This window comes from Polynucleobacter bastaniensis (assembly GCF_018882205.1).
Classification (GTDB): domain Bacteria; phylum Pseudomonadota; class Gammaproteobacteria; order Burkholderiales; family Burkholderiaceae; genus Polynucleobacter; species Polynucleobacter bastaniensis.
In genome coordinates, this window is the sequence record NZ_JACVOU010000006.1 from 20,823 (window position 1) to 45,418 (window position 24,596).

Sequence of the window (24,596 nt, forward strand, 5' to 3'; positions counted from 1 at the left end):
AAAGGAATTCAATCATGGCAGCAAAAGACGTCGTATTTGGAGATAACGCCCGTACCAAGATGGTAGAAGGCGTCAATATTCTCGCAAACGCAGTAAAAGTAACGTTAGGACCAAAGGGTCGTAATGTGGTGATCGAGCGTTCATTTGGCGGTCCAATCATCACTAAAGATGGTGTATCCGTAGCAAAAGAAATCGAACTTAAAGACAAGCTCCAGAACATGGGTGCTCAGATGGTGAAAGAAGTTGCTTCTAAAACTAATGACATCGCAGGTGACGGCACTACTACCGCTACTGTATTGGCACAGTCTATCGTTCGCGAAGGCATGAAATACGTAGTATCGGGCCACAATCCAATGGACTTGAAGCGTGGTATCGACAAAGCAGTTACAGCGGCACTCGAAGAGCTTAAGAAAATTAGCAAGCCTTGCACAACTACTAAAGAAATCGCTCAAGTTGGCTCTATCTCGGCTAATAGCGACCAAAGCATTGGTCAGCGTATTGCTGAAGCAATGGAAAAAGTAGGTAAAGAAGGTGTTATCACTGTTGAAGATGGTAAGTCTTTGGAAGACGAGCTTGAAGTAGTTGAGGGTATGCAGTTTGACCGCGGTTACCTCTCCCCATACTTCATTAATCAACCTGAAAAGCAAGTTGCCGTATTGGAAACGCCATACGTTCTCTTGTTTGACAAGAAGGTTAGCAACATCCGTGATTTGCTCCCAGTACTCGAGCAAGTAGCTAAGTCTGGTCGCCCACTGTTAATCATTGCAGAAGATGTTGAAGGCGAAGCCTTGGCAACTTTAGTTGTGAACAACATTCGCGGCATCATCAAGACTTGTGCTGTTAAGGCCCCAGGATTTGGCGATCGTCGTAAAGCCATGTTGGAAGACATTGCAATCTTGACTGGCGGTACAGTAATAGCTGAAGAAATCGGACTCACACTCGAGAAAACAACTCTTGAGCATTTAGGTCAAGCTAAGCGTATTGAAATCGGCAAAGAAAACACCATCATTATTGACGGTGCTGGCGATGCTAAAGCAATCGAAGCGCGCGTGAAGAACATCCGTGTTCAGATCGAAGAAGCGACTAGCGACTACGACAAAGAGAAATTGCAAGAGCGCGTTGCTAAGTTGGCAGGTGGTGTTGCAGTGATTCGTGTTGGTGCTGCTACCGAAGTTGAAATGAAAGAAAAGAAAGACCGCGTTGATGATGCATTGCACGCAACTCGTGCAGCGGTTGAAGAAGGTATTGTTCCTGGCGGCGGCGTTGCTTTGTTACGCGCTATGCAAGGTATCAAAGGCTTGAAGGGTGATAATCCTGACCAAGACGCTGGTATCAGCATTGTATTGCGCGCAATGGAAGAGCCGATCCGTATTATCGTTTCTAACGCAGGCGACGAAGCTAGCGTAGTTGTTAACGCAGTATTGGCTAGTAAGGGCAATAACGGTTACAACGCAGCAACTGGTGAATACGGCGACCTCGTAGCTCAAGGTGTGATCGACCCAACTAAGGTAACAAAAACTGCATTAGTGAATGCAGCATCTGTTGCAGCTCTATTGTTGACTACCGATTGCGCAATTTGCGAAGCCCCAAAGGATGATTCAGCTGGTGGTGGCATGCCTGATATGGGCGGCATGGGCGGCATGGGCGGCATGGGCGGCATGATGTAATTGCCGTCAATTTCCTCAGCTATCAAGCTGTAAAAACTAAAACGCCTGGTTCAAAAGACCAGGCGTTTTTTATTGAAGCTACTTCAGTATTAATCCGGCTGAATGCCACCATCTTTAATTACTTTTTTCATCTTTACTAGGCCTTGGGAAATCATTTCTTTTAAATGATCCGGTCCCAAAGGTACAAATTCAAAGCCTTGCTGTACTAACTGATCCCGTAACTTCTGATCTTTTAATGTTAAAGCCAGTGCATCATTGAGTCTGGTAACAACTGTTGGTGATACACCCTTGGGCGCAACAATAGCACCCCAGGTAGAGAACTCATAACCTTTAACACTCTCGCTGACGGTCGGAGCATTTGGTAGCAAAGGAGAGCGCGTCTTGCTGGTGATACCGAGTACCTTTAGTTTCCCTGATCGAATATGTGGAAGCACAACGGATAAAGCGCTAATCATCACAGGCACCTGTCCTGCCATGACATCGGTTACTGCTGCGGCAGCTCCACGATAGGGGATATGAACCAATGGTGCACCTGTGTACTGACGAAAGATCTCCATGCCAATATGTTGAGGTGAGCCATTACCACCCGAAGCGTAATCAATTTTTCCTGGATTTTCTTTGGCGATTCGAATTAAGTCTGCAGCTGTATTTCCCGGAAAGGATGGGTTGGCTACCATTACGAAAGTGATTGCCGCTACTTCAGAAACTGGCGCAAAACTTTGAATGGGATCGTAGTCAATTTTCTTATGCAGATTAGGTAGCATCGTCAAAATACTGTCATTAAATGCGCCTAATACATAGCCCTCTGCATTGGCTTGAGCTACCTTAGTAGCTCCAATTAAACCAGCGCCACCAGGAAGGTTTTCAATCGTGATGGCCTGCCCCAAGTTTTCACTCATCTTTTGCGCGATAGGTCGCATCAAAATATCAACACCACTTCCAGCTTGCAAGGGCATGATCATCTGAATCGGTCTATTGGGATAGGTATTTTGAGCTTGGGCCGATGCAATCCAAATTAAACCCATTACTAAAATTAAGTGTTTTTTGATATTCATTTTTTGTCTCGTATTAATATAATTTCTTGCGCTCTAGAGGTGCCTCTGTATATCTTAACGCAATAAAAAACCGCCCGAAGGCGGTCTTTTACAGAAATGATTTTCTATTTAACTTACAGACTTCACCATATCTTCCACAACCTTCTTCGCATCACCGAAGACCATCATGGTTTTATCCATGTAGAAGAGTTCGTTATCTAGACCAGCATAACCTGCAGCCATGGAACGCTTGTTTACGATGATCGTTTTGGCTTTGTAGGCTTCCAAAATCGGCATACCGAAGATTGGGCTGCCTGGTGTACGAGCAGCAGGGTTGACCACGTCGTTTGCACCAAGCACTAGCACTACGTCAGCTTGACCAAAGTCGCTGTTGATGTCTTCCATCTCAAACACTTGATCATATGGAACTTCAGCTTCAGCTAGGAGTACGTTCATGTGACCAGGCATGCGACCCGCTACTGGGTGAATCGCATACTTTACGGTCACGCCATGATGAGTGAGTTTTTCTGTTAATTCTTTAAGAGCATGCTGTGCGCGGGCAACTGCCAAGCCGTAGCCAGGAACAATCACGACTGTATCGGCATTTTCCATCAGGAAGGCAGCATCTTCTGGTGAACCAGTTTTGTAGTTCTTTGGGCCACCGTCATCGGCGCCACCGGCAGAAGCCTCAGCACCAAAACCACCAAGCAATACTGCAAGAATTGAGCGGTTCATTGCCTTACACATGATGTAAGACAGAATTGCGCCAGAAGAGCCTACGCAAGCCCCAGCAATAATCAATACTGGATTGTTTAATGTGAAGCCAATACCCGCAGCCGCCCAACCAGAGTAACTGTTGAGCATGGATACAACTACCGGCATATCTGCGCCGCCGATTGGGATGATCAAAGTCACGCCCAATACCAAGGCAATCGTGCACATCACTAAGAATGCTTCATGGCTACCCGTCATGAAGTACATTACGCCACCAGCAACCATGGCAATAGCAAGAATGAGGTTGAGTAAGTGCTGGCCAGCAAAGGTCACTGATTTACCGCTGACCTTACCGGACAATTTTCCAAAAGCAATAATAGAAGCAGTAAAGGTGATAGCGCCAATAAATGCACCGATAAAGAGCTCAATCTTTTGGGCGCCAGTATGGTCTTGGGCTGGATTAAATACTGCTGCAATCGCAATCAATACAGCCGATAAGCCAACAAAAGAGTGCATTAGCGCTACGAGCTCTGGCATCTTGGTCATTTGCACACGTTTAGCAGCAAGTATTCCGATAATTGCACCCGCAACAATTGCACCAATAATCAATGAGAGGACTGGCTTAAAGTCAGGAATCATGAAGGTAGTGATCACGGCAAGCAACATGCCGATCATGCCGAAGGTATTACCTTGGCGTGATGTGGTTGGTGAAGACAATCCACGCAAGGCGAGGATGAAAAGTACCGATGAAATGAGGTAGGAAATCGCGGTTATGTTTGACATGATTGTGGTCTCTGTATAGGTCTTGTTCTAGTTTTTATTTAGTTCCAGTCGCATCAGCTTTTGGGGCTTTTTTCTTGAACATTTCAAGCATGCGACGGGTGACCATAAAGCCACCAAAAATATTAATTGACGCTAAGAAGACGGCTACTGCACCAATGATGCTGGTGAGAGTGATCTCATCGCCACCAATGACTTCAGTTTGCAATAACGCACCAACAATAATGATTCCGGAGATAGCATTAGTCACTGCCATTAGTGGAGTGTGCAATGCAGGAGTGACATTCCAAACTACTTGATAGCCAACAAAAATAGCCAAAACAAACACGGTGATGTTTTGGACTGTGAGGATGCTTTGAAAAGCAGCGAGATCCATGATGTTTCCTTTAAATATTCTGTATTAGTTTTTACGGATAGCCTGGCCGTCACGACACATGAGGCAAGCAGTAACGATGTCGTCATCGGTTGGGATAACCAACTTCGCTTCTGGATCAACGATCAATTTCATGAAGTCGAGCAAGTTGCGTGCATACAAAGCAGAAGCATCTGCAGCAACCATACTGGCGAGATTACTGTAACCAATAATCTTCACACCATTTTTCTCAACAATCTTGCCTTCTTGGGTCAAAGGACAATTACCTGATCCATTGTCACCACGACCGGCTGCTAAGTCGATCACGATCGCACCGGGTTTCATATTGGCAACGGTATCGCTGTGCAATAAGACGGGCGGCTTACGACCTGGAATTAAGGCGGTTGTGATGACGATGTCAGCTTGCTGAGCACGTTCTGCAACTAGTGCTGCTTGACGTTTCATCCAAGCTTCTGGCATTGGGCGCGCATAGCCACCAACGCCTTTCGCGATTTCACGCTCTTCATCTGTTTCGTAAGGAACATCAACAAACTTAGCGCCGAGAGATTCAATTTGCTCTTTAGCAGCAGGGCGAACGTCAGATGCTTCGATCACAGCACCTAAACGCTTTGCTGTGGCAATCGCTTGGAGGCCAGCAACACCGGCGCCCAAGATCAGCACACGTGCTGCTTTAACAGTTCCGGCTGCAGTCATGAGCATCGGCATAAAGCGCTGATACTCATTAGCAGCAACCATCACCGCTTTGTAACCTGCGATGTTGGCTTGTGAAGACAAGACGTCCATGCTTTGTGCACGAGTAGTACGTGGAGCAGCCTCTAATGAGAATGCAGTCACGCCTTGGGCGGCCATCGCAGCGATGTTGTCGTTATCGAATGGATCGAGCATGCCAATGAGCACACTGGCAGATTGAATTTGCTTAAGTTCTGCCGCTTCAGGTGCGCGCACCTTGAGGACGATCTCTGCACTAAAGGCATCTGCTGCGTTACCAATCGTCGCACCAACAGCTTCATAGGCAGAATCAGGTTGGCTGGCTGTAACGCCCGCATCTTTTTGAATAATGACTGTATGGCCTTGACCAATCAGTTTCTTAACGGTTTCCGGTGTGGCGGCAACTCGAGTTTCCCCGTGTTTAATTTCCAGCGGTACTCCTATGCGCATGGCATTTCTCCAAAAGCAAATTTTTCAAAAAAATCTATTTTAGTTAGTTAGGTGAGAAGCTACCTATCTATTTACCCTTAATGCCATTTATTAGGTTTTGCCACAAATCTCGTAAATTTGGAGCAAGACTTCTACAATGGGTTTTTTAGCTGATAACGAATTCTCGCATTTTTTGATGATCTCCCTCAATTCTGACGCAATACCTGCTTCAAAACCCTCCAAAGTCGTGGTTGGGATGTCTGGAGGGGTGGATTCGTCTGTTGCGGCCTGGATGCTCAAGCAGCAAGGCTACGAGGTGATTGGTCTTTTCATGAAAAACTGGGAAGATGACGATAGCGACGAATATTGCTCTGCACGCCAGGATTGGCTCGATGTCGTGTCGGTGGCCGACCTCATTGGGATTGATGTCGAGGCTGTCAACTTTGCTGCTGAGTACCGTGAGCGTGTTTTTGCAGAGTTTTTACGCGAATACGCCGCCGGCAGGACACCCAACCCAGATGTATTGTGCAATGCAGAAATTAAATTCAAGGCTTTTTTAGACCATGCTATGAGTTTGGGGGCAGATGCCATTGCAACAGGCCACTATGCGCGGGTTCGACATGAAGGCGGTCGCGTACAGCTATTAAAAGCCTTGGATGCCAGTAAAGACCAAAGTTATTTCTTGCATCGCTTAACCCAGAGTCAATTGGAAAATGTACTTTTTCCTTTGGGGGAGATTCCTAAGACGGAAGTACGCAAGATTGCCGAGCAAATCGGCTTGCACAATGCTGCTAAAAAGGACTCCACTGGGATTTGTTTTATTGGTGAGCGCCCTTTCCGTGAATTCTTAAACCGTTATCTACCAAGTACTCCTGGCCTCATTAAGACCCCAGAAGGTAAAACTGTGGGCGAGCATATGGGTCTTGCCTTTTTCACTCTAGGACAGCGCAAGGGTATTGGTTTGGGTGGCAGTCAGGATGGTAATGGAGATGCTTGGTATGTCGCACGCAAGGATATAAGCAACAACACCCTCTACGTCGCCCAGGGCCATGAGCATCCTTGGCTACTGGCCAATCAGCTTTCCACAATTGATGCTAGTTGGATTACTGGAGACGCCCCTGCACCGGGGCAGTACTCAGCAAAAACCCGCTATCGTCAGGCAGACTCAATATGTACGCTGGCAACTGGACTCGCGGGACCGTTGAGTTTTGAGTTGACCTTTCCACAAGCCCAATGGGCGGTGACTCCGGGTCAGTCTGCCGTTTTGTACGACGGAGATATTTGCTTAGGCGGCGGAATTATTTCCGCCTAAGTCTTTTGAGCTGCTAGAGCCCTGATTTAGGCGGCTGGAGGGGCTGTTTCTGCGAAGGAAGGTCTTTGCATCAACTTTTGATACAGGGCATCTAAATTGGGGTATTGCGCTTGCCAAGCGATATTGGGGAAGCGGAACAGCAGGTAACCCAAGGCGCAGCCGACAGCAATATCAGCCAAAGTCATTTGATTGCTGTGACACCAGGCGTTTTCACCTAATTGACGGGACATTTGGGCAAGAGAGACATTCATTTTGCCCATTTGACGCTCAATCCAAGTCGGGCTCTGCTGCTCAGGTGGGCGCAAGGTCGCCTCTAAACGAGCCAAAATTCCGGCATCTTGTACCCCGTCAGCTAGGGTTTCCCAAGTTTTGACGGTAGCGCGTTCACGACTACCTGTCGGGATCAGTTTGCCCACTGTGCTCAATGTATCAGCGTACTCAGCAATTACGCTCGAATCGTAGATGACTTCACCGTCGTCTAAAAGAAGGCAGGGCACTTTGCCTAGGGGATTGTTGAGGGCTATTTTAGTGTCTGCGGCCCAGACATTCTCGAGTTCTAGGTCTAAATCCACCTTTTTTTCCAAGAAAACAATGCGCACTTTGCGTACGTAGGGGCTTGTGAGGGATCCGATGAGTTTCATGGATCAATTATAGCGATGCCATTCAAACTGAATTGCTCCTAAGAGCGATTAAAATCAGGTTTTATTGAAACAATCAATGTAAAGGCAATATTCGTGAGTCAGCCGATTTCTACCCTTAATGCACTATCCCCTTTAGATGGTCGCTATGCCGGCAAGTTGGATGCCTTGAGGCCTTGGTTATCCGAAGCCGCATTTATGCGACAGCGCGTGTTTGTAGAGATTCATTGGTTATTGGCTTTGGCCTCCGCCGGCCTACCAGATGTGCCAAAAATTAGCACTGCAGATGAAGCCTTCTTATTGTCTTTGCCAGAAAACTTCTCTGATGCCGATGCGCAACGTATCAAGGATATCGAGGCAGTTACTAATCATGATGTTAAAGCGGTAGAGTATTTCTTAAAAGAAAAAGTAGCTGGTCGCCCCGATCTCTTAAAGGCCAGTGAATTTATTCACTTTGCATGTACCTCTGAAGATATCAACAATACTTCGCATGGTTTGATGTTGCGTGGCGCTCGCGATGAAGTGCTATTGCCACATCTCAGAAAAGTACTTTCCGTATTGACGGATTTAGCAATTGAGAATGCAAAAGTGCCTTTGTTATCTCGTACCCATGGTCAGCCAGCTTCTCCAAGTACATTGGGTAAAGAATTGGCAAATATCGCTAAGCGTTTAGAGCGTGCGATTGCAACGATTGCTGCAGTTCCACTTCTAGGAAAAATGAATGGTGCAGTGGGTAACTACAACGCTCACTTGTCTGCTTATCCTCATTTTGATTGGGAAAACTTTTCTAAGAATGTCGTTGAGAAGCGCTTAGGCCTTACTTTCAATCCTTATACGATCCAGATTGAGCCACACGATGGTATGGCTGAATTGTTTGATGCGATTGCTCGTGCTAACACTATTTTGTTGGATATGGACCGTGATTTCTGGGCCTACATTTCCATTGGTTACTTCAAGCAACGCACTAAAGCAGGTGAGATTGGTTCTTCAACCATGCCGCATAAGGTGAACCCAATTGATTTTGAAAATTCCGAAGGTAACTTGGGTGTAGCTAATGCGTTATTGCGTCATCTTGCAGAGAAGTTGCCGATTTCTCGCTGGCAGCGCGACCTCACTGATTCTACTGTCTTACGTAACCTCGGCCCAGCCTTTGGCCACAGCGTTTTAGCTTATGACAGCGCCTTACGTGGCTTAGGTAAGTTAGAAGTGAACCATGCAGTGATTGCTGCTGACTTAGATGCGTGCTGGGAAGTATTGGCAGAGCCAGTGCAAACCGTGATGCGTCGTTATGGCATCGAGAATCCGTATGAGCAACTTAAAGAGCTCACTCGTGGCAAAGGCATCAACCAGGCTGATTTACAAACCTTTATTCGTGGCCTGAAGATTCCAGATGATGCAAAAACCCTGTTACTAGAGATGACCCCATCTTCTTATTTAGGTAAGGCGGTCGAATTGACCGAACGTCTCAAAAAGTGAGCTTGATTCCAAGCCTTGGGCCTGCACCGCAGGATTTGCAATACGGTGCTCGCCCCAAGATCTGGTTCGCTGTTTATCAACTGCTTTGGCATCTGCTTTTACCTTTTGCATTTCTTCGCCTGGCTTGGCGCACACGCCATTCCCCTGAATATTTAAATCATTTCTCTGAGCGTTTGGGTTTTGCTTATGGCAAAACGACTACTCAGGGATCTGTATGGATTCATGCGGTATCTGTTGGCGAGACTAGGGCTGCTCAACCTTTGGTGGAAGCTTATCTAGCCCGTGGCGAGACGATTCTATTGACGCATATGACACTCAATGGTCGCCGCACTGGCGCTGCTCTATTCGAGAAAGAAATTGCCGCAGGTCAGTTACATCAAGTCTACCTACCCTATGACCTCTGCTGGTCTGTTGCTAATTTCATTCGTGCATTTAAACCAAAGTTCGGTTTATTTATGGAGACCGAAGCTTGGCCAACCATGGTGTTTTATTGTGCAGAAATTCATCTACCATTATTTTTAGTAAATGCACGCCTGTCTGAACGAAGTGCTCGTCGCGTAAATCGATTTGGCAATGCCGGCAGATCTTTATTTCAGGCATTTTCAGGCATCTTGGCTCAAACACAATTAGATGCTGATCGGTATCGTAGTCTTGGCGTAAAACAAGTCAAGATTGTTGGCAACCTGAAGTTTGATGTGCCACTTGATCCCAGCTTAGTTCAGCAAGGTCAAGCTTGGAAGCAAGAGCTTCATAGCAAACAACGCTTGATGGTCTGTGCTGCTAGCACTCGTGATGGTGAAGAGATAATTATTCTGAAGGCTTGGAGGGATCTCTTGCTTGGTAACACTTTTGAGATTGCCCCATTGCTCTGTTTAGTCCCACGTCATCCTGAGCGCTTCTCTGAAGTAGCTAATCAAATTGAGGATGCGGGTCTGACATTTCGATGCCGTACAGAATGGATTGATGCACCAAAGGGTGATGCTAGCGTAGATGTGATTCTCGGAGACTCAATGGGCGAGATGCCAATGTACTACAGCGCTGCTGACTTAGTAGTCATGGGCGGCAGCTTACTTCCCTTTGGTGGCCAAAACTTGATTGAAGCTTGTGCTGCCGGCTGTCCAGTTTTGCTCGGTGAACATACTTACAACTTCCAGCAGGCCACTCTCGATGCTATTGAGATGGGTGCTGCTAAGCGTATTCAGGGTGAGCCCAATGCACTTATGGAAGCTTTAAAAGAGATGCTCTTAAATACTGCTGAACTAGCAAAGATGTCGAACGCTGCAAAGTCTTATGCGCTGGAGCATCAAGGTGCGACCAACAAGATTATGGCCGCCCTTGAGGACTTACATTAACTCAGATTGAATTATTAAACCTGAGCCCCAAAGTTGGGGTCATCGCTACGCGTTACATCATCCGGCTTTTTATCACTCTTCACTAAATCTTCTCGTGTTATACCTAGCCACATAACTAGGGCTGCCGCCACGAATACTGAAGAGTAGATACCAAACAAAATACCAATAGTGAGGGCTAGAGCAAAGTAGAAGAGGGTAGGGCCACCAAAAATCAACATTGCCAAAACCATCATCTCGGTACTGCCGTGAGTAATTACGGTACGACTGATAGTACTCGTAATAGCGTTATCAATAATCTCGCGGGTATTCATTTTGCGGTATTTACGGAAATTTTCACGAATACGGTCAAAGATCACCACTGACTCATTGACTGAGTAGCCCAATACAGCCAATACCGCAGCCAGAACAGAGAGTGAGAACTCCCACTGGAAGAAGGCAAAGAAGCCCAGAATAATCACAATGTCATGTAAGTTCGCAATGATGCCGGCAACAGCAAATTTCCACTCAAAACGGAAAGAGAGATAAATCACGATGCCGATGATCACAAATAGTAGTGCCATCAGTCCATCTATTGCTAGCTCTCGCCCAACCTGTGGACCAACGAACTCAACGCGCTGTAGCTTGACGCCTGAAGTGGCTGGCTCAAGTACTTGCATGACCGCTGCACTTTGATCTGCAGAGGAAATTATTTTTCCCTCGGCATCTTTTTGGAGAGGCAGGCGAATCATTACATCACGCGAACTGCCAAAGTTCTGAATCTGAGTATCGGCATAACCCAGTTTTTCTACCTTAGATCTAATTGAATCTAAGGGAGCTGTTTGTGGATAAGAAACTTCCATCACTGTACCGCCGGTAAACTCAATTGATAAGTGAAGACCGTTTTGCCAGAGGAAGAAAACAGCAGCTAAGAAGGTGATTAAAGAAATCGCATTGAGCGCCAATGCATGGCGCATAAAAGGAATATCTTTTTTGATCCGGAAAAATTCCATGACTTATTTCTCCTGTGAGCGCCAAACTTGGCCGATAGCGAGTTTCTGAACTTTTTTACCCCTGCCGTACCAGAGGTTAACAAGGCCACGTGAGAAAAAGACTGCTGAAAACATGGAAGTTAAAATGCCAAGGCAATGTACTACTGCGAAGCCTTTAATTGGGCCAGAGCCAAATGCCAGTAATGCAAGACCAGCGATTAAGGTGGTGACGTTTGAATCCAAAATAGTTGCCCAGGCCTTATCAAAGCCAACAGCAATCGCTGTTTGTGGAGCAGTGCCGTTACGCAGCTCCTCACGAATACGTTCGTTGATCAAGACGTTAGAGTCAATCGCCATACCTAGTGCTAATGCCATCGCAGCAATTCCTGGCAAGGTTAAGGTGGCCTGTAGCATCGACAGCACAGAAATCAAGAGTAGTAAATTCACTGCTAGGGCTACTACTGAGAAAGTGCCAAATAGGAGGTAGTAAGCAATCATGAAAATAGAGATTGCTCCAAAGCCAATGATCAGTGACTTGAAACCCTTTTCGATATTTTCCGCACCCAGACTTGGTCCGATCGTGCGCTCTTCAATGATTTCCATTGGCGCTGCTAATGAGCCTGCGCGCAACAAGAGGGCTAAGTCATTTGCACTCTCGGTAGTTGGTTGGCCAGTAATTTGAAACTTAGAGCCAAACTCACCTTGAATCGTGGCAATGGTGAGAACCTCACCCTTACCTTTTTCAAACAAGATCATGCCCATCGGTTTGCCGATGTTTTCACGTGTCACTTCTTGCATGACGCGACCACCAGCAGCATCTAAAGAGATGTTCACTGCAGGGCGCTGGTTCTGATCAAAGCCGGCGCTTGCATCGGTAATACGATCACCACTAAAGATGACCGATTTTTTGAATACGCCCTGACGGTTTTCGCCAAAACGGAATACATCCATACCTGGAGGTGGAGTCTCACCAATGGCGATAGTCGAAACGATGGGGTCAGCTAGCCTGGACTCCAAAGTTGCAGTACGACCAATGATGTCCTTGGCGCGCGCAGTATCTTGCACGCCTGGAAGCTGTACAACAATTCGCTCTTCACCTTGTTGCTGAATCACTGGCTCTTTTACGGCCAGCTCATTCACACGCTTATTGAGTGTGACAATATTTTGTTTTACAGCGTTATCTTGAATTTCTTTCAAGGCAGTCGGTTTAAATTCACCAACCAGTTTTGGAGATAGGCCAGTTGGCTTAATTTGCCAGGTCAGATCAGGCTGACTAGTCATTAATACAGTACGTGCCCTCTCAGCATCTTCAGTACTACCGAATGTGAGGGTGATGGAGTCTTGGCCGCGCTCAATACCCTGCTGACGAATCGATTTATCACGCAGCTGACTGCGAATATCCGTTGCCAAAGAGGTCACCTTCTTTTGAACGGCACCTTTCATATCCACTTGTAGCAAGAAGTACACGCCGCCACGCAAATCAAGTCCAAGGGGCATCGGTAGAGCATTGATTGCGTTTAGCCAGCCCGGTGTATTAGAAAGTAGGTTTAATGCGACTGTGAAATTAGGTTCGTTTTGATCGATGTTCAATTTCTGTTGCAGCAAGTCGCGTGCACGAAGTTGGATGTCGGTATTGTTAAAACGAATTTTGATGGAACCTACGCTACCGGTAGATTCAAAGAAGATGCCGGTGTTACTAATGTTGTCATCACTCAGAATCTTTTCTACTCGAGACTGTGTCGCCAAATCAACCTTGATGGTTGGCTTGGCGGACGAGACTTGAACCGCCGGCGCCTCTCCGAAGAAATTGGGTAATGAATATAGTCCCCCGATCATTAAAGCGAGCAGGATGACTATGTATTTCCAGAGGGGGTAGCGATTCATATTGAGGTACTTTTAAACAAACGTATTAAGCAGACTTCAGTGAGCCTTTTGGTAATACTGTTGTGATGGCGCCTTTTTGCATTTGCACTTCAGTGCCAGCAGCAATTTCAACCGTTACTACTTGGTCTTTTAATGCAGTTACTTTGCCGATGATGCCGCCAACAGTCACTACCTCGTCGCCAACAGAAAGAGACTCCAGCATTGCTTTAGTTTCTTTTTGACGCTTCATTTGTGGGCGAATCATGATGAAGTACAAGACTGCAAACATCAACACAAGGGGAAGGAAGCTCATCAAGCCACCAGAATCTGCGCCCGCGGCTGGGGCCTGAGCAAAAGCGTTACTAATCCACATACAAAACCTCCGTTAATTACCAGTTGAAAACTGCTTCAAAAAACTGCTTCAGTTTTAGGCTTGTAAAGCGAAGCCGTAAACCCGCAATTCTAAACTGTATGGGGCTTTGAGCGCTTATTTACGCCCCTATGGCTATTAATCCAGTCCGGGCTCTACGCCGCGCTGGCGATTCCGATGAAATTCCTCGCGATAGGTACTAAAACGGTCTTCAGCCAGAGATTCTCGGATCTCTTCCATCAGCTGAAGGTAATAAGAGAGATTGTGGATGGTATTGAGCTGCGACCCCAGGATCTCATTCGCCTTTTGGAGGTGATTTAAGTAGGATCTGGTGAAGTTTTTACAGGTGTAGCAAGCGCAGGTAGGGTCGACAGGGCGATCGTCGTCCTTGTACCCTGAATTACGCAGCTTGAGGTCACCAAAGCGGGTAAAGAGCCAGCCATTGCGGGCATTACGGGTCGGCATGACGCAGTCAAACATATCAATGCCGAGGCTGACACCTAGCATCAAGTCTTCAGGTGTCCCAACTCCCATCAGGTAATGGGGCATGTGCTCTGGCAGCATCGGGGCCGTGAAATTGAGGATGCGCTCAAACTCGGGTTTGGGTTCGCCAACCGAGAGGCCGCCGATCGCAATTCCGTCAAAGCCCTGTTGACTTACAGCATCTAGGGAGAATTCACGGAGGTTTTCAAACATACCGCCTTGGACGATGCCAAAAAGGCCATTGCCGGTCTCGAGCTCGCGAAAACGTTTTAAGGAACGATCGCCCCAGCGCAGCGACATCTCTAATGAGGCACGCGCAGTTTTTTCTGAGGTTGCCTGTCCCTTGATTTCGTAAGGCGTGCATTCATCAAACTGCATCGCGATATCGCTATTCAGCACCGCCTGAATTTCCATTGACACTTCTGGTGACATAAATAATTTATCGCCATTGATCGGAGACGCAAAGGTAACGCCCTCCTCGGAAATTTTCCTGAGCGCTCCTAAGCTAAAGACCTGAAAGCCGCCAGAGTCAGTGAGAATCGGCTTATCCCAGCCCATGAAGCGGTGCAGGCCACCATGCTTCTTCACAACATCTAAGCCAGGTCGCAGCCATAGATGAAAGGTATTGCCCAAAATAATTTGGGCTTTAGCCTCATGTAGATCCCGTGGGGTCATTGCCTTGACGGTGCCATAAGTTCCGACCGGCATAAAGATTGGTGTTTGAACACTGCCGTGAGGAAGGTCAAGCTGACCTAGGCGTGCAGGGCTGGCAGAGTCGCGCGCGAGGATATTAAAGTGAACGGGTTTTGTCATGGATTTGTTTAGTTAAGGCGGCTTAAGAACATCGCATCGCCGTAGCTAAAAAAGCGATATTTATTCTGAATGGCATGTTGATAGGCATTGCGGATATTGTCTACACCAGCAAAGGCGCTCACCAACATCAGTAGGGTCGATTTTGGCAGATGAAAGTTGGTCAGCAAGCAATCCACGGTTTTGAATGTGTAACCAGGCGTAATAAATAAATTCGTTTCGCCACTTGCCTGCTGGGTTTGGGCGTGACTCTCTAGGGCGCGCAGGCTAGTTGTCCCTACTGCAATGACTCTGCTACCTGCCTCTTGGGTAGCCTTAATTGCTGTAAGCGTTTCCGCAGGAATTGAAAACCACTCGTAATGCATCTTGTGTTTACTGAGATCTTCTTCGCGTACTGGTGTAAAGGTGCCTGCACCCACATGCAAGGTAACAGTAGCCTGCTGAACTCCAAGTTCATTTAGCTTCTTGAGAATGACCTCATCAAAGTGTAAGCCTGCTGTGGGAGCTGCTACAGCACCGGGATTCTTGGCGACAACAGTTTGATAACGATTGGCATCCTCTTGATCTGGCTGATGCTCGATGTAGGGTGGCAGAGGTAATTCACCAAAGCGCTCTAGTAAACCAAATACATTTTCGGGGAAGCGTACTTCATAGAAACGGCCGTCACAGCCAATCATTTCAACGGGGAAGGTTTCGCCAGCTCGATTGTGTATAAGAACAATACTGCCGATCTTAGGAACCTTGGAGGCTCTGATTTGTACCCAGGCTTGTTTATCTCCGCTGATGCGTTCAATCAGGAGCTCTACATTGCCACCTGTCTCTTTTTTGCCATGCAGGCGGGCAGGAATGACTTTGGTGTCATTAAAGACCAGTAAATCCCCGAATTTTATTAACTTCAAGATATCCGGGAACTGCCGATCAATCAATTGGGCGACATTACCCCCCTCTATATTGAGCTCTAAGAGGCGGCTATCCGTTCTATTTGCTAGCGGGTGCTGGGCAATGAGTTCGGGCGGGAGGTCGTAATTGAAGTCGGAAAGTTGCATAGCATTACCATCAGGTATTGGATTTTAACGATGACAACTAAGCGAACGCCAACTGCACTCGAAAAAATGGGTTTAAACAGCCCTATGGCACTTGCTTTGCATCTGCCATCCCGCTACGAGGATGAGACGGAGCTCTTCAGCATTGAGGAGGCCTTAGGTCTGGGAAGATTTCATTCGATCCAGACTCAGGGCGTCGTGATTCGTAATCAGGTGACGTTTCGCCCCAGAAGACAGTTATTAGTCACGATTGAGGACGAAACTGCTTCACTGCAACTACGCTTTCTCAATTTCTATCCTAGCCAGCAAAAGCAAATGGCAGTCGGTAGTCACATCCGGGTGCGGGGTGAAATTCGAGAGGGTTATCAAGGTGCGGAGATAGTTCACCCTACTGTTCGTGCAGTAATTCCAGAGGCACCACTGCCAGCGAGCCTGACCCCCGTTTATCCAGCCAGCGCTGGAATCTCACAAACTATGATTCGCAAGGCAGTGCTCAAAGCCCTTCAAGATGCAAGCCTAAAAGAGAGCTTGGCAGAATTTTTACCATCCAAACTCATGGCAGAAATTCTGCTAACAAGTGATTGGCCACCGCTGCAAGATGCAATTACTTATTTACACCAGCCACCTGCTGATGCCAATACCCAAGCACTTTTAGAGCGCACGCATCCTGCCTGGCGCCGCGTGCAGTTTGAGGAATTACTCGCTCAGCAGATTTCTTTAAAGCGAGCGCACGCCATCCGAAGAGAAAGGCGTTCCCCTAGTTTTGTGAAGAGTCAGCAAGCAAGTAATACAAACAAAATAAGCAAAACAAAAAACAGCATTGAAGATGGCTTGCTGACAGTCCTGCCCTTCAAGCTGACAGGTGCTCAAGCTCGTGTCTGGTCGGAGATTGGATCCGATTTATCAAATACCTTTCCAATGAATCGCTTATTGCAAGGCGATGTTGGTAGTGGGAAAACGGTGGTTGCAGCATTGGCTGCTGCGCGTGCGATGGATCATGGCTATCAAGCTGCCATCATGGCGCCGACAGAGATTCTGGCAGAGCAGCACTACCTCAAAATGCAGGAATGGTTTGAGCCCTTAGGAGTAAAGATTACTTGGCTCTCTGGAAGCTTGAAAGCTAAGGAAAAACGACTCGCACAAGAAATGATTGAGAGCGGTGAGGCTAAAATCATTATTGGTACACATGCACTCATTCAGGATAAGGTAAGTTTTGCAAAGTTGGGTTTAGCAGTCATTGATGAGCAACATCGTTTTGGCGTGAGACAGCGTTTAGAGATTCAGCAACGTGTTGGCTCGGAACTGTTTTATTGCCACCAATTAATGATGTCGGCTACCCCGATTCCACGGACTCTGGCAATGACCTACTACGCTGACTTAGACGTTTCTGTCATTGATGAATTGCCTCCCGGCCGCAAACCAATTGCAACTAAGGTAGTGAAGTCAGCGCGTAGGGATGAGGTAATTGGTGGATTACATGATTGGTTGGTAAAGGGGCTGCAAGCCTATTGGGTTTGTCCTTTGATTGAAGAGTCTGAAGTTCTGCAATTGCAAACAGCGGTTGAAAGTTTTGAACAGTTAACTCAGGCTTTACCAAACTTCAAAGTAGGCCTAGTTCATGGTCGCCTGAAGAGTGAGGAGAAGGCTGCAGTAATGGCAGCCTTCAAGGCCAATGAAATCCAACTATTGGTAGCGACAACCGTGATTGAAGTTGGGGTGGATGTGCCTAATGCAGCACTGATGGTGATCGAGCACGCTGAACGTTTTGGCTATGCACAGATTCATCAATTACGTGGACGTGTTGGGCGCGGTTCGGCTGATTCAGTCTGTATCTTGATGTATGCGGAACCACTATCTATGGCTGCCAAGGAACGCCTACAAACTTTACGAGAAACGTCAGACGGATTCGTAATCGCAGAGCGCGACTTGTCGCTTCGTGGTCCAGGTGAATTATTGGGGGCCAAACAATCTGGGGATGCGATGTTGCGATTTGTCGACCTGCAACGGGATGCCTGGCTGATTGAGCTGGCTCAGACAGCGGCAGAGCGTCTGTTAGCTGAGCATGGCGACCTAGTAGAAAGACATCTGGAGCGTTGGCTTGGCTCTCGCACTGAGTTTCTAAAAGCTTGATAATTACACCATGACTCTGATTGCAAATAAAGAAAGACTAATTATCTGATGCGCGATCGTCTTGTTGCTTACGCTTATCTAATCCGTCTGGATAAACCGATCGGAACGCTATTACTATTGTGGCCAACCTTGTGGGCCCTTTGGCTAGCGAGTGGTGGTTTTCCTCAATGGCAGCTCTTGATTATTTTTATCTTAGGAACATTTTTAATGCGTAGTGCCGGTTGCGCTATGAATGACTATGCAGATCAAGATTTTGATCGCCATGTTTTGAGAACTAAAGAGCGACCTATTACGAGTGGAAAGATTTCTGGAAAAGAAGCATTAGCAGTTGCAGCCACTTTGGCATTGATGGCCTACATACTGATTCAACCTCTAAATACTTTAACTCAAGAACTCTCTTTCTTTGCCTTGGCAGTTGTGATTATTTACCCTTTCACCAAACGCTTCTTTGCTATTCCGCAAGCAGTCCTGGGTATTGCCTTTGGCTTTGGAATTCCGATGGCCTATGCCGCTGTATTGGATTTCATTCCAATGGAGGCTTGGATTTTGTTTGTGGGCAATATCTTCTGGGCGATTGCTTACGATACAGCTTATGCCATGGTTGATCGTGATGATGATGTGCGTTTGGGTTTGCGCACCTCAGCTATTACCTTTGGTCGTTTTGATGTTCTCGTAATTGCCTTGAGTTACTGCGCACTATTTCTGAGCCAGATTTGGGTTGCTCAACTAGCTAATCTCAATAATTACTTTTGGGTGGGTTGGTGCTTTGCTGTAGCTTGCGCCCTATATCACCTGAAGTTAGTGGCTAGTCGCAAGCGGGAAGATTGCTTCAAGGCATTTCGCCACAACAACTGGTTGGGTGGATTCTTATTTCTGGGAATTCTATTAGGTCTTACCTAATTCATCGCCCATGGCTTTACCGCGTTGACTAGCCGCATCAATTGCTTTTTCAAGCGCACCATGCCAATCGAGTTGCGTGAGTATCTCTAGCGCAGCAGCAGTAGTGCCACCCTTGGAAGTAACGCGTTCACGCAGTACACCCGCATGCTCATCTGAGTTATGGGCCAATTGTGTAGCGCCCTCTAAGGTAGCATAAGCAAGTTTGCGAGCGGTAGCCGAGTCCAACCCCAGTTTCTCGCCACTCGATTGCATGGCCTCTAAGAACGCAAAAACGTAGGCGGGACCACTTCCAGAAACAGCGGTAACCGCATCCATGAGTTTTTCTTCATTCACCCAGACTGCTTGACCTACTGCATTACAAATAGTTTCTGCCAAGGCGCGGTCAGATGCATTGACCGCAGCATCAGCGAATAGCCCAGTAATGCCCTTACCAATTAATGCTGGGGTATTAGGCATCGCACGTACACAGCGCTCATGATCAAGCCAGCGACTCATATCTTTAAGACGAATGCTCGCAGCAATGCTGAGAATAAGTGGACCTGGTGCCGTCGCATGCTTGAGTTTTGCACTTAAAGACTTGGCTGCCACATTAAAGTCCTGGGGTTTAATTGCCATGACTACGATATTGTTTTTAGAGAAGTTAAAAGCAATTTGATCCAAAGCGCCAATGATTTGCACGCCAAAATCTTGGTGCAACTGCAAGCCAGTACTAGCATTTGCCTCGACTACAGACAGTTGATTGGCCTCAAAACCATTAGCTAGTAGGCCGCTAATTAAAGCGCGACCCATATTGCCACCCCCAATGAAGGTGATGTGGGCATTTTGGTTTGTTTGTTGTGTGCTCATGCCTTGATCTTATCGCGCTTCCCAAAAATGGCGCTACCTACACGTACCATGGTACTGCCTTCAGTGACTGCAGCCTCCAGATCATCAGACATTCCCATGGAGAGCGTATCAAAGAAATCATACCCATCATCACCAATATGCTTTGCCTTAATTCCGACAAAGCATTCTCGAACAGAAGCTAAAGATTGACGTTGCTGGTTGACATCATCGCTAGGTGCAGGGATGGCCATGAGTCCACGCAGAACTAAATTAGGTAATTTGGAGATCGCATCGCAAAGAGCATCGACCTCTTCGAGAGAAATACCGCTTTTACTATCTTCTTCGCTGACATTAATCTGAACGCAAACCTGCAATGGCTCTAAGTTGGAAAATTCTCCGCGTTGAGTAGAAAGGCGTTCTGCAATTTTGATGCGATCAATACTGTGTACCCAGTCAAAATGTTCCGCAACATCACGTGTCTTATTGCTTTGTAGTGGGCCAATAAAATGCCACTCTAGCCAAGGGCGCAATTTAGCAAGTTGCTGAATTTTTTCAACGCCTTCTTGGACATAATTTTCACCAAAAGCAGTTTGCCCGACATGCATAGCCTCCTCAATCGCTATAGCGGGAAAGGTTTTGCTGACAGCAAGTAGTTGAATGTCCTCAGGCTCACGTTTAGCCGCCAAAGCTGCCAGTTCAAGTCGCTGCCTCAACATCATAAGGTTTGTGGTGACTTGACTCATGATGGGATTCGGTTTTTTTGACTAATGAGTTGGTCAACAATCTCAATCCAATGCATGACTGGATTGTCATCTTGTTGAAGATGAGTGATGCAGCCAATATTTCCGGAAACAATGACTTGCGCTCCAGACTCTTCGCAGGCAGCATTGAGATGAGTTAGTTTGTTATTGCGTAACTGTTCTGAGAGTACTGGCTGGGTTACTGAATAGGTGCCTGCAGAACCACAACAAAGATGACTATCAGCGCATAAGCGCACGCCAATACCAATATTAGCTAACAGACCCTCTACTTTGCCGCGAATTTGTTGGCCATGTTGCAGTGTGCAGGGCGGGTGATAAACCACACCAGGTTTTGGATCACTACCCACTAGGGCAACGAGCTCTTCCTGAAGTACTGGCAGGATTTCTGAAATATCTTTAGTGAGAGCGGAGATGGTCTTGGCCTTAACAGCGTACTGGGGATCATTCGAAAGTAGATGGCCATAATCTTTGACCATCACGCCACAACCAGAAGCGGTCATCACAATGGCTTCAACGCCTTGCTCAACTTGCGGCCACCAGGCATCGATATTTTGTTTAGCATTTTCTAGGCCACCCACTTGATCGTTTAGGTGGTGGCGCAATGCTCCACAGCAAGTAGCGTTAGGCGCGGAAATTAACTGAATCTTGAGTGCATCTAAAACCCGTGCTGTTGCTGAGTTAATGTTTGGCAGCATGCCAGGTTGAACGCAGCCCTCGAGCAATAGCATCTTGCGTGAGTGGCTAGTCTGTGGCCTTGCATAAGGATCAGTGTTTGGATTGAGCGCTTTATTTTTAGCTTCCGGAATCTTGCGCTGGATACCACTCGGCATGAGTGGGCGAACTAAGCGACCAATCGCCATCGCAGAATTAAATAACTTAGGGCTAGTTAAACCCTCTTTTAGGGCCCAGCGTGTGAGGCGCTGACCAAGAGGACGCTTGGGAGTGTTTTCTTCTGCCCACTTGCGCCCAATATCGACCAAGTTGCCGTATTGCACGCCACTAGGACAAGTACTTTCACAATTGCGGCAAGTCAGACAGCGATCTAAATGCAGACGTGTTTTTTCGGTAGGGGCTTGGCCTTCCGCCATTTGTTTGATGAGGTAGATACGACCTCGGGGACCATCGAGCTCATCACCTAGTAATTGGTAGGTAGGGCATGTAGCGGTGCAGAAGCCGCAGTGAACGCATTTGCCAAGAATTCTGGCGGCTTCAATACCCTCGGGAGTATTGACGAATTGGGGGGCGAGTTGAGTTTGCATAAGGGCGCTAAAAAAGATACTTAGGGAAGGCGTGAAGTAGCAAATATGCCCGCAGGATCAAAGGCGGTTCTGAGGCGGGTTTGTACTGCCTCCAATGCAGTTGAGTGCACTTGCTCACTCAAAAGGGTAAAGCGTTGTGTGCCTGAGTCAACATTACTCCCTTGCTTAAAACGAGTTGCATGCCCACCATGAGCGCTCGCTAAGGCCTTGATAGAGGTAAAAGTAGCGTCATCACCCGGCGCCTTTATCCAGCGTTGCTGACCATGCCATTCCAAAGCAATGTCACCGTTCACATTTTGAAAAGCAAGTGTTCCACAGGCGGCTGGGAGTGCGAGGCGATATAAAGTTTCATCACTATTGAGGTTTGAAAAAACAGCTAATTGCTGTTCGCGCAAAGCGGCCCAAAATTTTGAAGCTACTTGAGGGTCTAGTTCGCTTGCATTGACAGCTGCACCCATGATTGGAATTGCTGCTTTGATTGCAGCAGCAGCACCGGCTAAGCGAATGGTGAGTTCACCATTACCACCGATTGAACTGCCGATCCAGCAGCTTGCTGAGAGTGGTAATGGCTGTCCTGCCCATTCATTTAGGAGCTGCAGTGCCCGTGCTTGGGTAATGTTGCAACGAAGAGATGCTGTAGCAGCTGGTCGCGGTAATACTTTTACGGAAGCTTCTAGCAACAGCGATAAGGTTCCCATTGATCCAGGCAATAAGCGTGAGACATCATATCCCGCAACGTTCTTCATCACCTTGCCCCCAAAGGATAGATCTTGGCCTTTACCGTCTAGGATGCGAGCACCCAGAACAAAATCCCGTAAATTACCAGCGCTAATGCGCCCCGGGCCTGCCAAGCCTGCAGCAATCGCTCCACCAAAAGTCGCGCGCTCTCCAAAGTGAGGGGGCTCAAATGCTAACACTTGATTCTTATCAGCTAGAGCGGCTTCAATTTCTTTTAGCGGTGTACCAGCGCACGCAGTAATCACAAGCTCTTCAGGCTGGTATTCTAAAATCCCCGAGTAAGTGCGGGTATCTAACTTGGCATAAGAATTGGCATTCCCATACCAAGACTTTGTGCCGCCACCTTCAATCGATAAAGGAGTTTTATTTTTAACTGCCGCCAGAATTTGTTCTTGAAATAAGTCAATACTTGCATTGCTAGTTGCCGACATTAAAAACGCTCCAACTCAGGATGCGGTAAGTTGCCACCACTAATGCGCATGCGGCCATATTCAGCACAACGGTTCAAGGTAGGAATGGCTTTATCGGGATTCAATAGTCGCTCTGGATCAAATGCGGATTTAACACCCCAAAATGATTCGCGTTCACCTTCACCAAATTGAATGCACATGGAGTTAATTTTTTCAATGCCAACACCGTGCTCACCAGTGATCGTGCCATCAAGCTCAACGCAGGCTTCTAAAATTTCAGTACCAAATTCTTCGGCGCGATGCCACTCTTCTTGATCGGCACCGTTAAATAAAATGAGGGGATGCATATTGCCATCACCCGCATGAAATACATTTAAGCAGGCAAGACCATATTTCTTTTCCATACCCTGTATACGTCTTAGTAAAGTGCCAATATTTCTGCGTGGGATCGTGCCATCCATGCAGTAATAGTCGGCAGCTAAGCGGCCGGCTGCTGGGAAAGCATTTTTGCGACCGCTCCAAAACTTCAGGCGTTCCGCTTCATTCTGAGAAATCTGAATGCCGCTGGCACCGGCTTGCTCTAGAACTTTTGTCATGCGCTCAATTTCTTCCGCAACCTCTTCAGGCGTGCCGTCGGATTCGCAAAGCAGAATGGTTTCGGCTTCGAGGTCATATCCCGCATGAACAAACTCTTCTACTGCGCGAGTGGTGGCTTTATCCATCATCTCTAGGCCGGCTGGAATGATCCCAGCAGCAATGATGGCCGCTACTGCATCTGCACCTTTTTCAATATCGTCAAAGCTGGCCATGATGACGCGCGCCAACTTGGGTTTAGCAACCAGCTTTACTGTGACTTCGGTCACGACAGCAAGCATGCCCTCGCTACCCATCACAATTGCTAATAAATCGAGTCCTGGGGAGTCTGGTGCAAGACTACCAAACTCTACGATCTCACCGTTCATCAAGATGCCGCGCACCTTTAAAACGTTGTGAAGCGTCAGGCCATATTTGAGGCAGTGCACACCACCGGAGTTTTCATTGACGTTCCCGCCAATAGAGCAGGCGATCTGTGAAGATGGGTCTGGGGCGTAATACAGTCCGAGATGAGCTACCGCTTCGGAGATCGCTAAATTACGAACACCTGGCTGCACAACTGCAGTTCTCGTGAACGGATCGATGTTGATGATCTTTTTGAGCTTGGCTAGCGAGAGCACTAGGCCCTGGGAGATAGGCATGGCACCACCCGATAGACCGGTGCCAGATCCGCGGGGGACAATGGGCACCTGCATCGCAAAGCAAATCTTCAAAATCTGGGCAACCTGCTCCTCAGTCTCCGGCAGAGCTACCGCTAGGGGCATACGTCGATAGGCTGCCAGGCCATCGCATTCATAAGGAATCGTGTCCTCAGGCTCCCATAGCAAGGCATGTTCGGGGAGGATAGGGCGCAAGGCCGATACCAGTTTGGATTGCAGGGCGGTAATAGCCGCGAGTTCGGGGGGTGGGGTCACCATATTCATAGGAATCATTTTAGCCATTTACCTATAATTAGTTTT

21 protein-coding genes are annotated in these 24,596 nt (G+C 47.3%); 6 read left to right on the forward strand and 15 right to left on the reverse strand.

What is annotated here, in order from left to right; all coding sequences use genetic code 11:
* Positions 1 to 14 precede the first annotated feature (14 nt).
* The gene (groL, locus tag ICN22_RS10835) at positions 15 to 1,667 is read left to right on the forward strand and encodes a chaperonin GroEL (RefSeq protein ID WP_046330784.1); all 1,653 of its coding nucleotides are present in this window, start codon (positions 15 to 17) and stop codon (positions 1,665 to 1,667) included.
* 89 nt (positions 1,668 to 1,756) lie between these two features.
* On the opposite strand, the gene ICN22_RS10840 is transcribed toward groL, so the two are convergent.
* The 4 genes from ICN22_RS10840 to ICN22_RS10855 all read right to left on the reverse strand — a co-directional run bounded on the left by ICN22_RS10840 (position 1,757) and on the right by ICN22_RS10855 (position 5,726).
* Positions 1,757 to 2,722 carry a Bug family tripartite tricarboxylate transporter substrate binding protein gene (locus ICN22_RS10840; protein ID WP_216171029.1) on the reverse strand — a complete coding sequence of 322 codons (966 nt, stop codon included), beginning with the start codon at positions 2,720 to 2,722 and terminating at the stop codon, positions 1,757 to 1,759.
* A gap of 108 nt (positions 2,723 to 2,830) precedes the next feature.
* Entirely contained in the window at positions 2,831 to 4,198 is a 1,368-nt protein-coding gene (locus tag ICN22_RS10845; protein ID WP_216171031.1) for an NAD(P)(+) transhydrogenase (Re/Si-specific) subunit beta, read from the reverse strand.
* A 34-nt stretch (positions 4,199 to 4,232) separates the two neighbouring features.
* Positions 4,233 to 4,571: a proton-translocating transhydrogenase family protein gene (locus tag ICN22_RS10850; protein WP_215305241.1), complete on the reverse strand. Its 339-nt coding sequence runs from the start codon at positions 4,569 to 4,571 to the stop codon at positions 4,233 to 4,235.
* Positions 4,572 to 4,595: 24 nt separating this feature from the next.
* Positions 4,596 to 5,726 (reverse strand): Re/Si-specific NAD(P)(+) transhydrogenase subunit alpha, encoded by a 1,131-nt coding sequence (locus ICN22_RS10855; RefSeq protein WP_216171033.1) that lies wholly within the window; start codon positions 5,724 to 5,726, stop codon positions 4,596 to 4,598.
* Positions 5,727 to 5,901: 175 nt separating this feature from the next.
* Here ICN22_RS10855 and mnmA point away from each other — a divergent pair, with 175 nt between their 5' ends.
* Positions 5,902 to 7,017 carry a tRNA 2-thiouridine(34) synthase MnmA gene (gene mnmA, locus ICN22_RS10860; RefSeq protein ID WP_216171109.1) on the forward strand — a complete coding sequence of 372 codons (1,116 nt, stop codon included), beginning with the start codon at positions 5,902 to 5,904 and terminating at the stop codon, positions 7,015 to 7,017.
* A 26-nt stretch (positions 7,018 to 7,043) separates the two neighbouring features.
* Here mnmA and ICN22_RS10865 read toward each other — a convergent pair whose 3' ends face one another.
* The gene (locus ICN22_RS10865; protein WP_216171035.1) at positions 7,044 to 7,658 is read right to left on the reverse strand and encodes a glutathione S-transferase N-terminal domain-containing protein; all 615 of its coding nucleotides are present in this window, start codon (positions 7,656 to 7,658) and stop codon (positions 7,044 to 7,046) included.
* A gap of 93 nt (positions 7,659 to 7,751) precedes the next feature.
* Here ICN22_RS10865 and purB point away from each other — a divergent pair, with 93 nt between their 5' ends.
* Positions 7,752 to 9,131, forward strand: coding sequence for an adenylosuccinate lyase (gene purB, locus ICN22_RS10870; protein ID WP_216171037.1), 1,380 nt, complete (start codon positions 7,752 to 7,754; stop codon positions 9,129 to 9,131).
* A 59-nt stretch (positions 9,132 to 9,190) separates the two neighbouring features.
* Complete coding sequence (locus ICN22_RS10875) at positions 9,191 to 10,483, forward strand: 3-deoxy-D-manno-octulosonic acid transferase (protein WP_216171111.1); 1,293 nt, start codon at positions 9,191 to 9,193, stop codon at positions 10,481 to 10,483.
* A 14-nt stretch (positions 10,484 to 10,497) separates the two neighbouring features.
* Here the strand turns inward: ICN22_RS10875 and secF are convergent, their stop codons facing one another.
* The 5 genes from secF to queA form a co-directional block, all read right to left on the reverse strand.
* The gene (gene secF / locus ICN22_RS10880; RefSeq protein ID WP_216171039.1) at positions 10,498 to 11,472 is read right to left on the reverse strand and encodes a protein translocase subunit SecF; all 975 of its coding nucleotides are present in this window, start codon (positions 11,470 to 11,472) and stop codon (positions 10,498 to 10,500) included.
* A 3-nt stretch (positions 11,473 to 11,475) separates the two neighbouring features.
* Positions 11,476 to 13,335, reverse strand: coding sequence for a protein translocase subunit SecD (gene secD / locus ICN22_RS10885; RefSeq protein WP_216171040.1), 1,860 nt, complete (start codon positions 13,333 to 13,335; stop codon positions 11,476 to 11,478).
* Positions 13,336 to 13,360: 25 nt separating this feature from the next.
* The gene (yajC, locus tag ICN22_RS10890) at positions 13,361 to 13,687 is read right to left on the reverse strand and encodes a preprotein translocase subunit YajC (RefSeq protein WP_215305228.1); all 327 of its coding nucleotides are present in this window, start codon (positions 13,685 to 13,687) and stop codon (positions 13,361 to 13,363) included.
* Between the two features lie 135 nt (positions 13,688 to 13,822).
* Complete coding sequence (gene tgt, locus ICN22_RS10895) at positions 13,823 to 14,980, reverse strand: tRNA guanosine(34) transglycosylase Tgt (RefSeq protein WP_216171042.1); 1,158 nt, start codon at positions 14,978 to 14,980, stop codon at positions 13,823 to 13,825.
* Positions 14,981 to 14,988: 8 nt separating this feature from the next.
* A complete protein-coding gene (queA, locus tag ICN22_RS10900; RefSeq protein ID WP_216171044.1) occupies positions 14,989 to 16,023 on the reverse strand; it encodes a tRNA preQ1(34) S-adenosylmethionine ribosyltransferase-isomerase QueA in 1,035 nt (344 codons plus the stop codon).
* Positions 16,024 to 16,053: 30 nt separating this feature from the next.
* On the opposite strand from queA, the gene recG reads away from it, so the two are divergent.
* Positions 16,054 to 18,150 (forward strand): ATP-dependent DNA helicase RecG, encoded by a 2,097-nt coding sequence (gene recG / locus ICN22_RS10905; protein ID WP_216171046.1) that lies wholly within the window; start codon positions 16,054 to 16,056, stop codon positions 18,148 to 18,150.
* Positions 18,151 to 18,198: 48 nt separating this feature from the next.
* Positions 18,199 to 19,050, forward strand: coding sequence for a 4-hydroxybenzoate octaprenyltransferase (ubiA, locus tag ICN22_RS10910; RefSeq protein WP_216171048.1), 852 nt, complete (start codon positions 18,199 to 18,201; stop codon positions 19,048 to 19,050).
* Here the strand turns inward: ubiA and proC are convergent.
* The 5 genes from proC to ICN22_RS10935 are packed head-to-tail and all read right to left on the reverse strand — an operon-like array spanning position 19,036 to position 24,569.
* Complete coding sequence (proC, locus tag ICN22_RS10915) at positions 19,036 to 19,896, reverse strand: pyrroline-5-carboxylate reductase (protein WP_216171049.1); 861 nt, start codon at positions 19,894 to 19,896, stop codon at positions 19,036 to 19,038. The two genes, ubiA and proC, sit on opposite strands and share 15 nt — an antisense overlap.
* Positions 19,893 to 20,618, reverse strand: coding sequence for a YggS family pyridoxal phosphate-dependent enzyme (locus ICN22_RS10920; RefSeq protein WP_216171057.1), 726 nt, complete (start codon positions 20,616 to 20,618; stop codon positions 19,893 to 19,895). Before ICN22_RS10920 ends, proC begins: the two co-directional genes overlap by 4 nt.
* The gene (gene glcF / locus ICN22_RS10925) at positions 20,615 to 21,895 is read right to left on the reverse strand and encodes a glycolate oxidase subunit GlcF (RefSeq protein ID WP_216171059.1); all 1,281 of its coding nucleotides are present in this window, start codon (positions 21,893 to 21,895) and stop codon (positions 20,615 to 20,617) included. The genes ICN22_RS10920 and glcF overlap by 4 nt, the downstream gene beginning before the upstream one ends.
* 20 nt (positions 21,896 to 21,915) lie before the next feature.
* Positions 21,916 to 23,064, reverse strand: coding sequence for a glycolate oxidase subunit GlcE (gene glcE / locus ICN22_RS10930; RefSeq protein ID WP_216171061.1), 1,149 nt, complete (start codon positions 23,062 to 23,064; stop codon positions 21,916 to 21,918).
* Positions 23,064 to 24,569, reverse strand: coding sequence for an FAD-linked oxidase C-terminal domain-containing protein (locus ICN22_RS10935; RefSeq protein WP_216171113.1), 1,506 nt, complete (start codon positions 24,567 to 24,569; stop codon positions 23,064 to 23,066). The genes glcE and ICN22_RS10935 overlap by 1 nt, the downstream gene beginning before the upstream one ends.
* Between the last annotated feature and the right edge of the window lie 27 nt (positions 24,570 to 24,596).

Bases quoted from the DNA above. Each gene is read 5' to 3' on its own strand.
- yajC (WP_215305228.1), bottom strand. From the start codon at position 13,687: ATGTGGATTAGTAACGCTTTTGCTCAGGCCCCAGCCGCGGGCGCAGAT.
- secF (WP_216171039.1), bottom strand. From the start codon at position 11,472: ATGGAATTTTTCCGGATCAAAAAAGATATTCCTTTTATGCGCCATGCA.
- ICN22_RS10935 (WP_216171113.1), bottom strand. From the start codon at position 24,569: ATGATTCCTATGAATATGGTGACCCCACCCCCCGAACTCGCGGCTATT.
- queA (WP_216171044.1), bottom strand. From the start codon at position 16,023: ATGCAACTTTCCGACTTCAATTACGACCTCCCGCCCGAACTCATTGCC.
- secD (WP_216171040.1), bottom strand. From the start codon at position 13,335: ATGAATCGCTACCCCCTCTGGAAATACATAGTCATCCTGCTCGCTTTA.
- ubiA (WP_216171048.1), top strand. From the start codon at position 18,199: ATGCGCGATCGTCTTGTTGCTTACGCTTATCTAATCCGTCTGGATAAA.
- ICN22_RS10855 (WP_216171033.1), bottom strand. From the start codon at position 5,726: ATGCGCATAGGAGTACCGCTGGAAATTAAACACGGGGAAACTCGAGTT.
- ICN22_RS10840 (WP_216171029.1), bottom strand. From the start codon at position 2,722: ATGAATATCAAAAAACACTTAATTTTAGTAATGGGTTTAATTTGGATT.
- ICN22_RS10850 (WP_215305241.1), bottom strand. From the start codon at position 4,571: ATGGATCTCGCTGCTTTTCAAAGCATCCTCACAGTCCAAAACATCACC.
- ICN22_RS10920 (WP_216171057.1), bottom strand. From the start codon at position 20,618: ATGAGTCAAGTCACCACAAACCTTATGATGTTGAGGCAGCGACTTGAA.
- glcF (WP_216171059.1), bottom strand. From the start codon at position 21,895: ATGCAAACTCAACTCGCCCCCCAATTCGTCAATACTCCCGAGGGTATT.
- recG (WP_216171046.1), top strand. From the start codon at position 16,054: ATGACAACTAAGCGAACGCCAACTGCACTCGAAAAAATGGGTTTAAAC.
- proC (WP_216171049.1), bottom strand. From the start codon at position 19,896: ATGAGCACACAACAAACAAACCAAAATGCCCACATCACCTTCATTGGG.
- tgt (WP_216171042.1), bottom strand. From the start codon at position 14,980: ATGACAAAACCCGTTCACTTTAATATCCTCGCGCGCGACTCTGCCAGC.
- glcE (WP_216171061.1), bottom strand. From the start codon at position 23,064: ATGTCGGCAACTAGCAATGCAAGTATTGACTTATTTCAAGAACAAATT.
- groL (WP_046330784.1), top strand. From the start codon at position 15: ATGGCAGCAAAAGACGTCGTATTTGGAGATAACGCCCGTACCAAGATG.
- ICN22_RS10845 (WP_216171031.1), bottom strand. From the start codon at position 4,198: ATGTCAAACATAACCGCGATTTCCTACCTCATTTCATCGGTACTTTTC.
- ICN22_RS10865 (WP_216171035.1), bottom strand. From the start codon at position 7,658: ATGAAACTCATCGGATCCCTCACAAGCCCCTACGTACGCAAAGTGCGC.
- mnmA (WP_216171109.1), top strand. From the start codon at position 5,902: ATGATCTCCCTCAATTCTGACGCAATACCTGCTTCAAAACCCTCCAAA.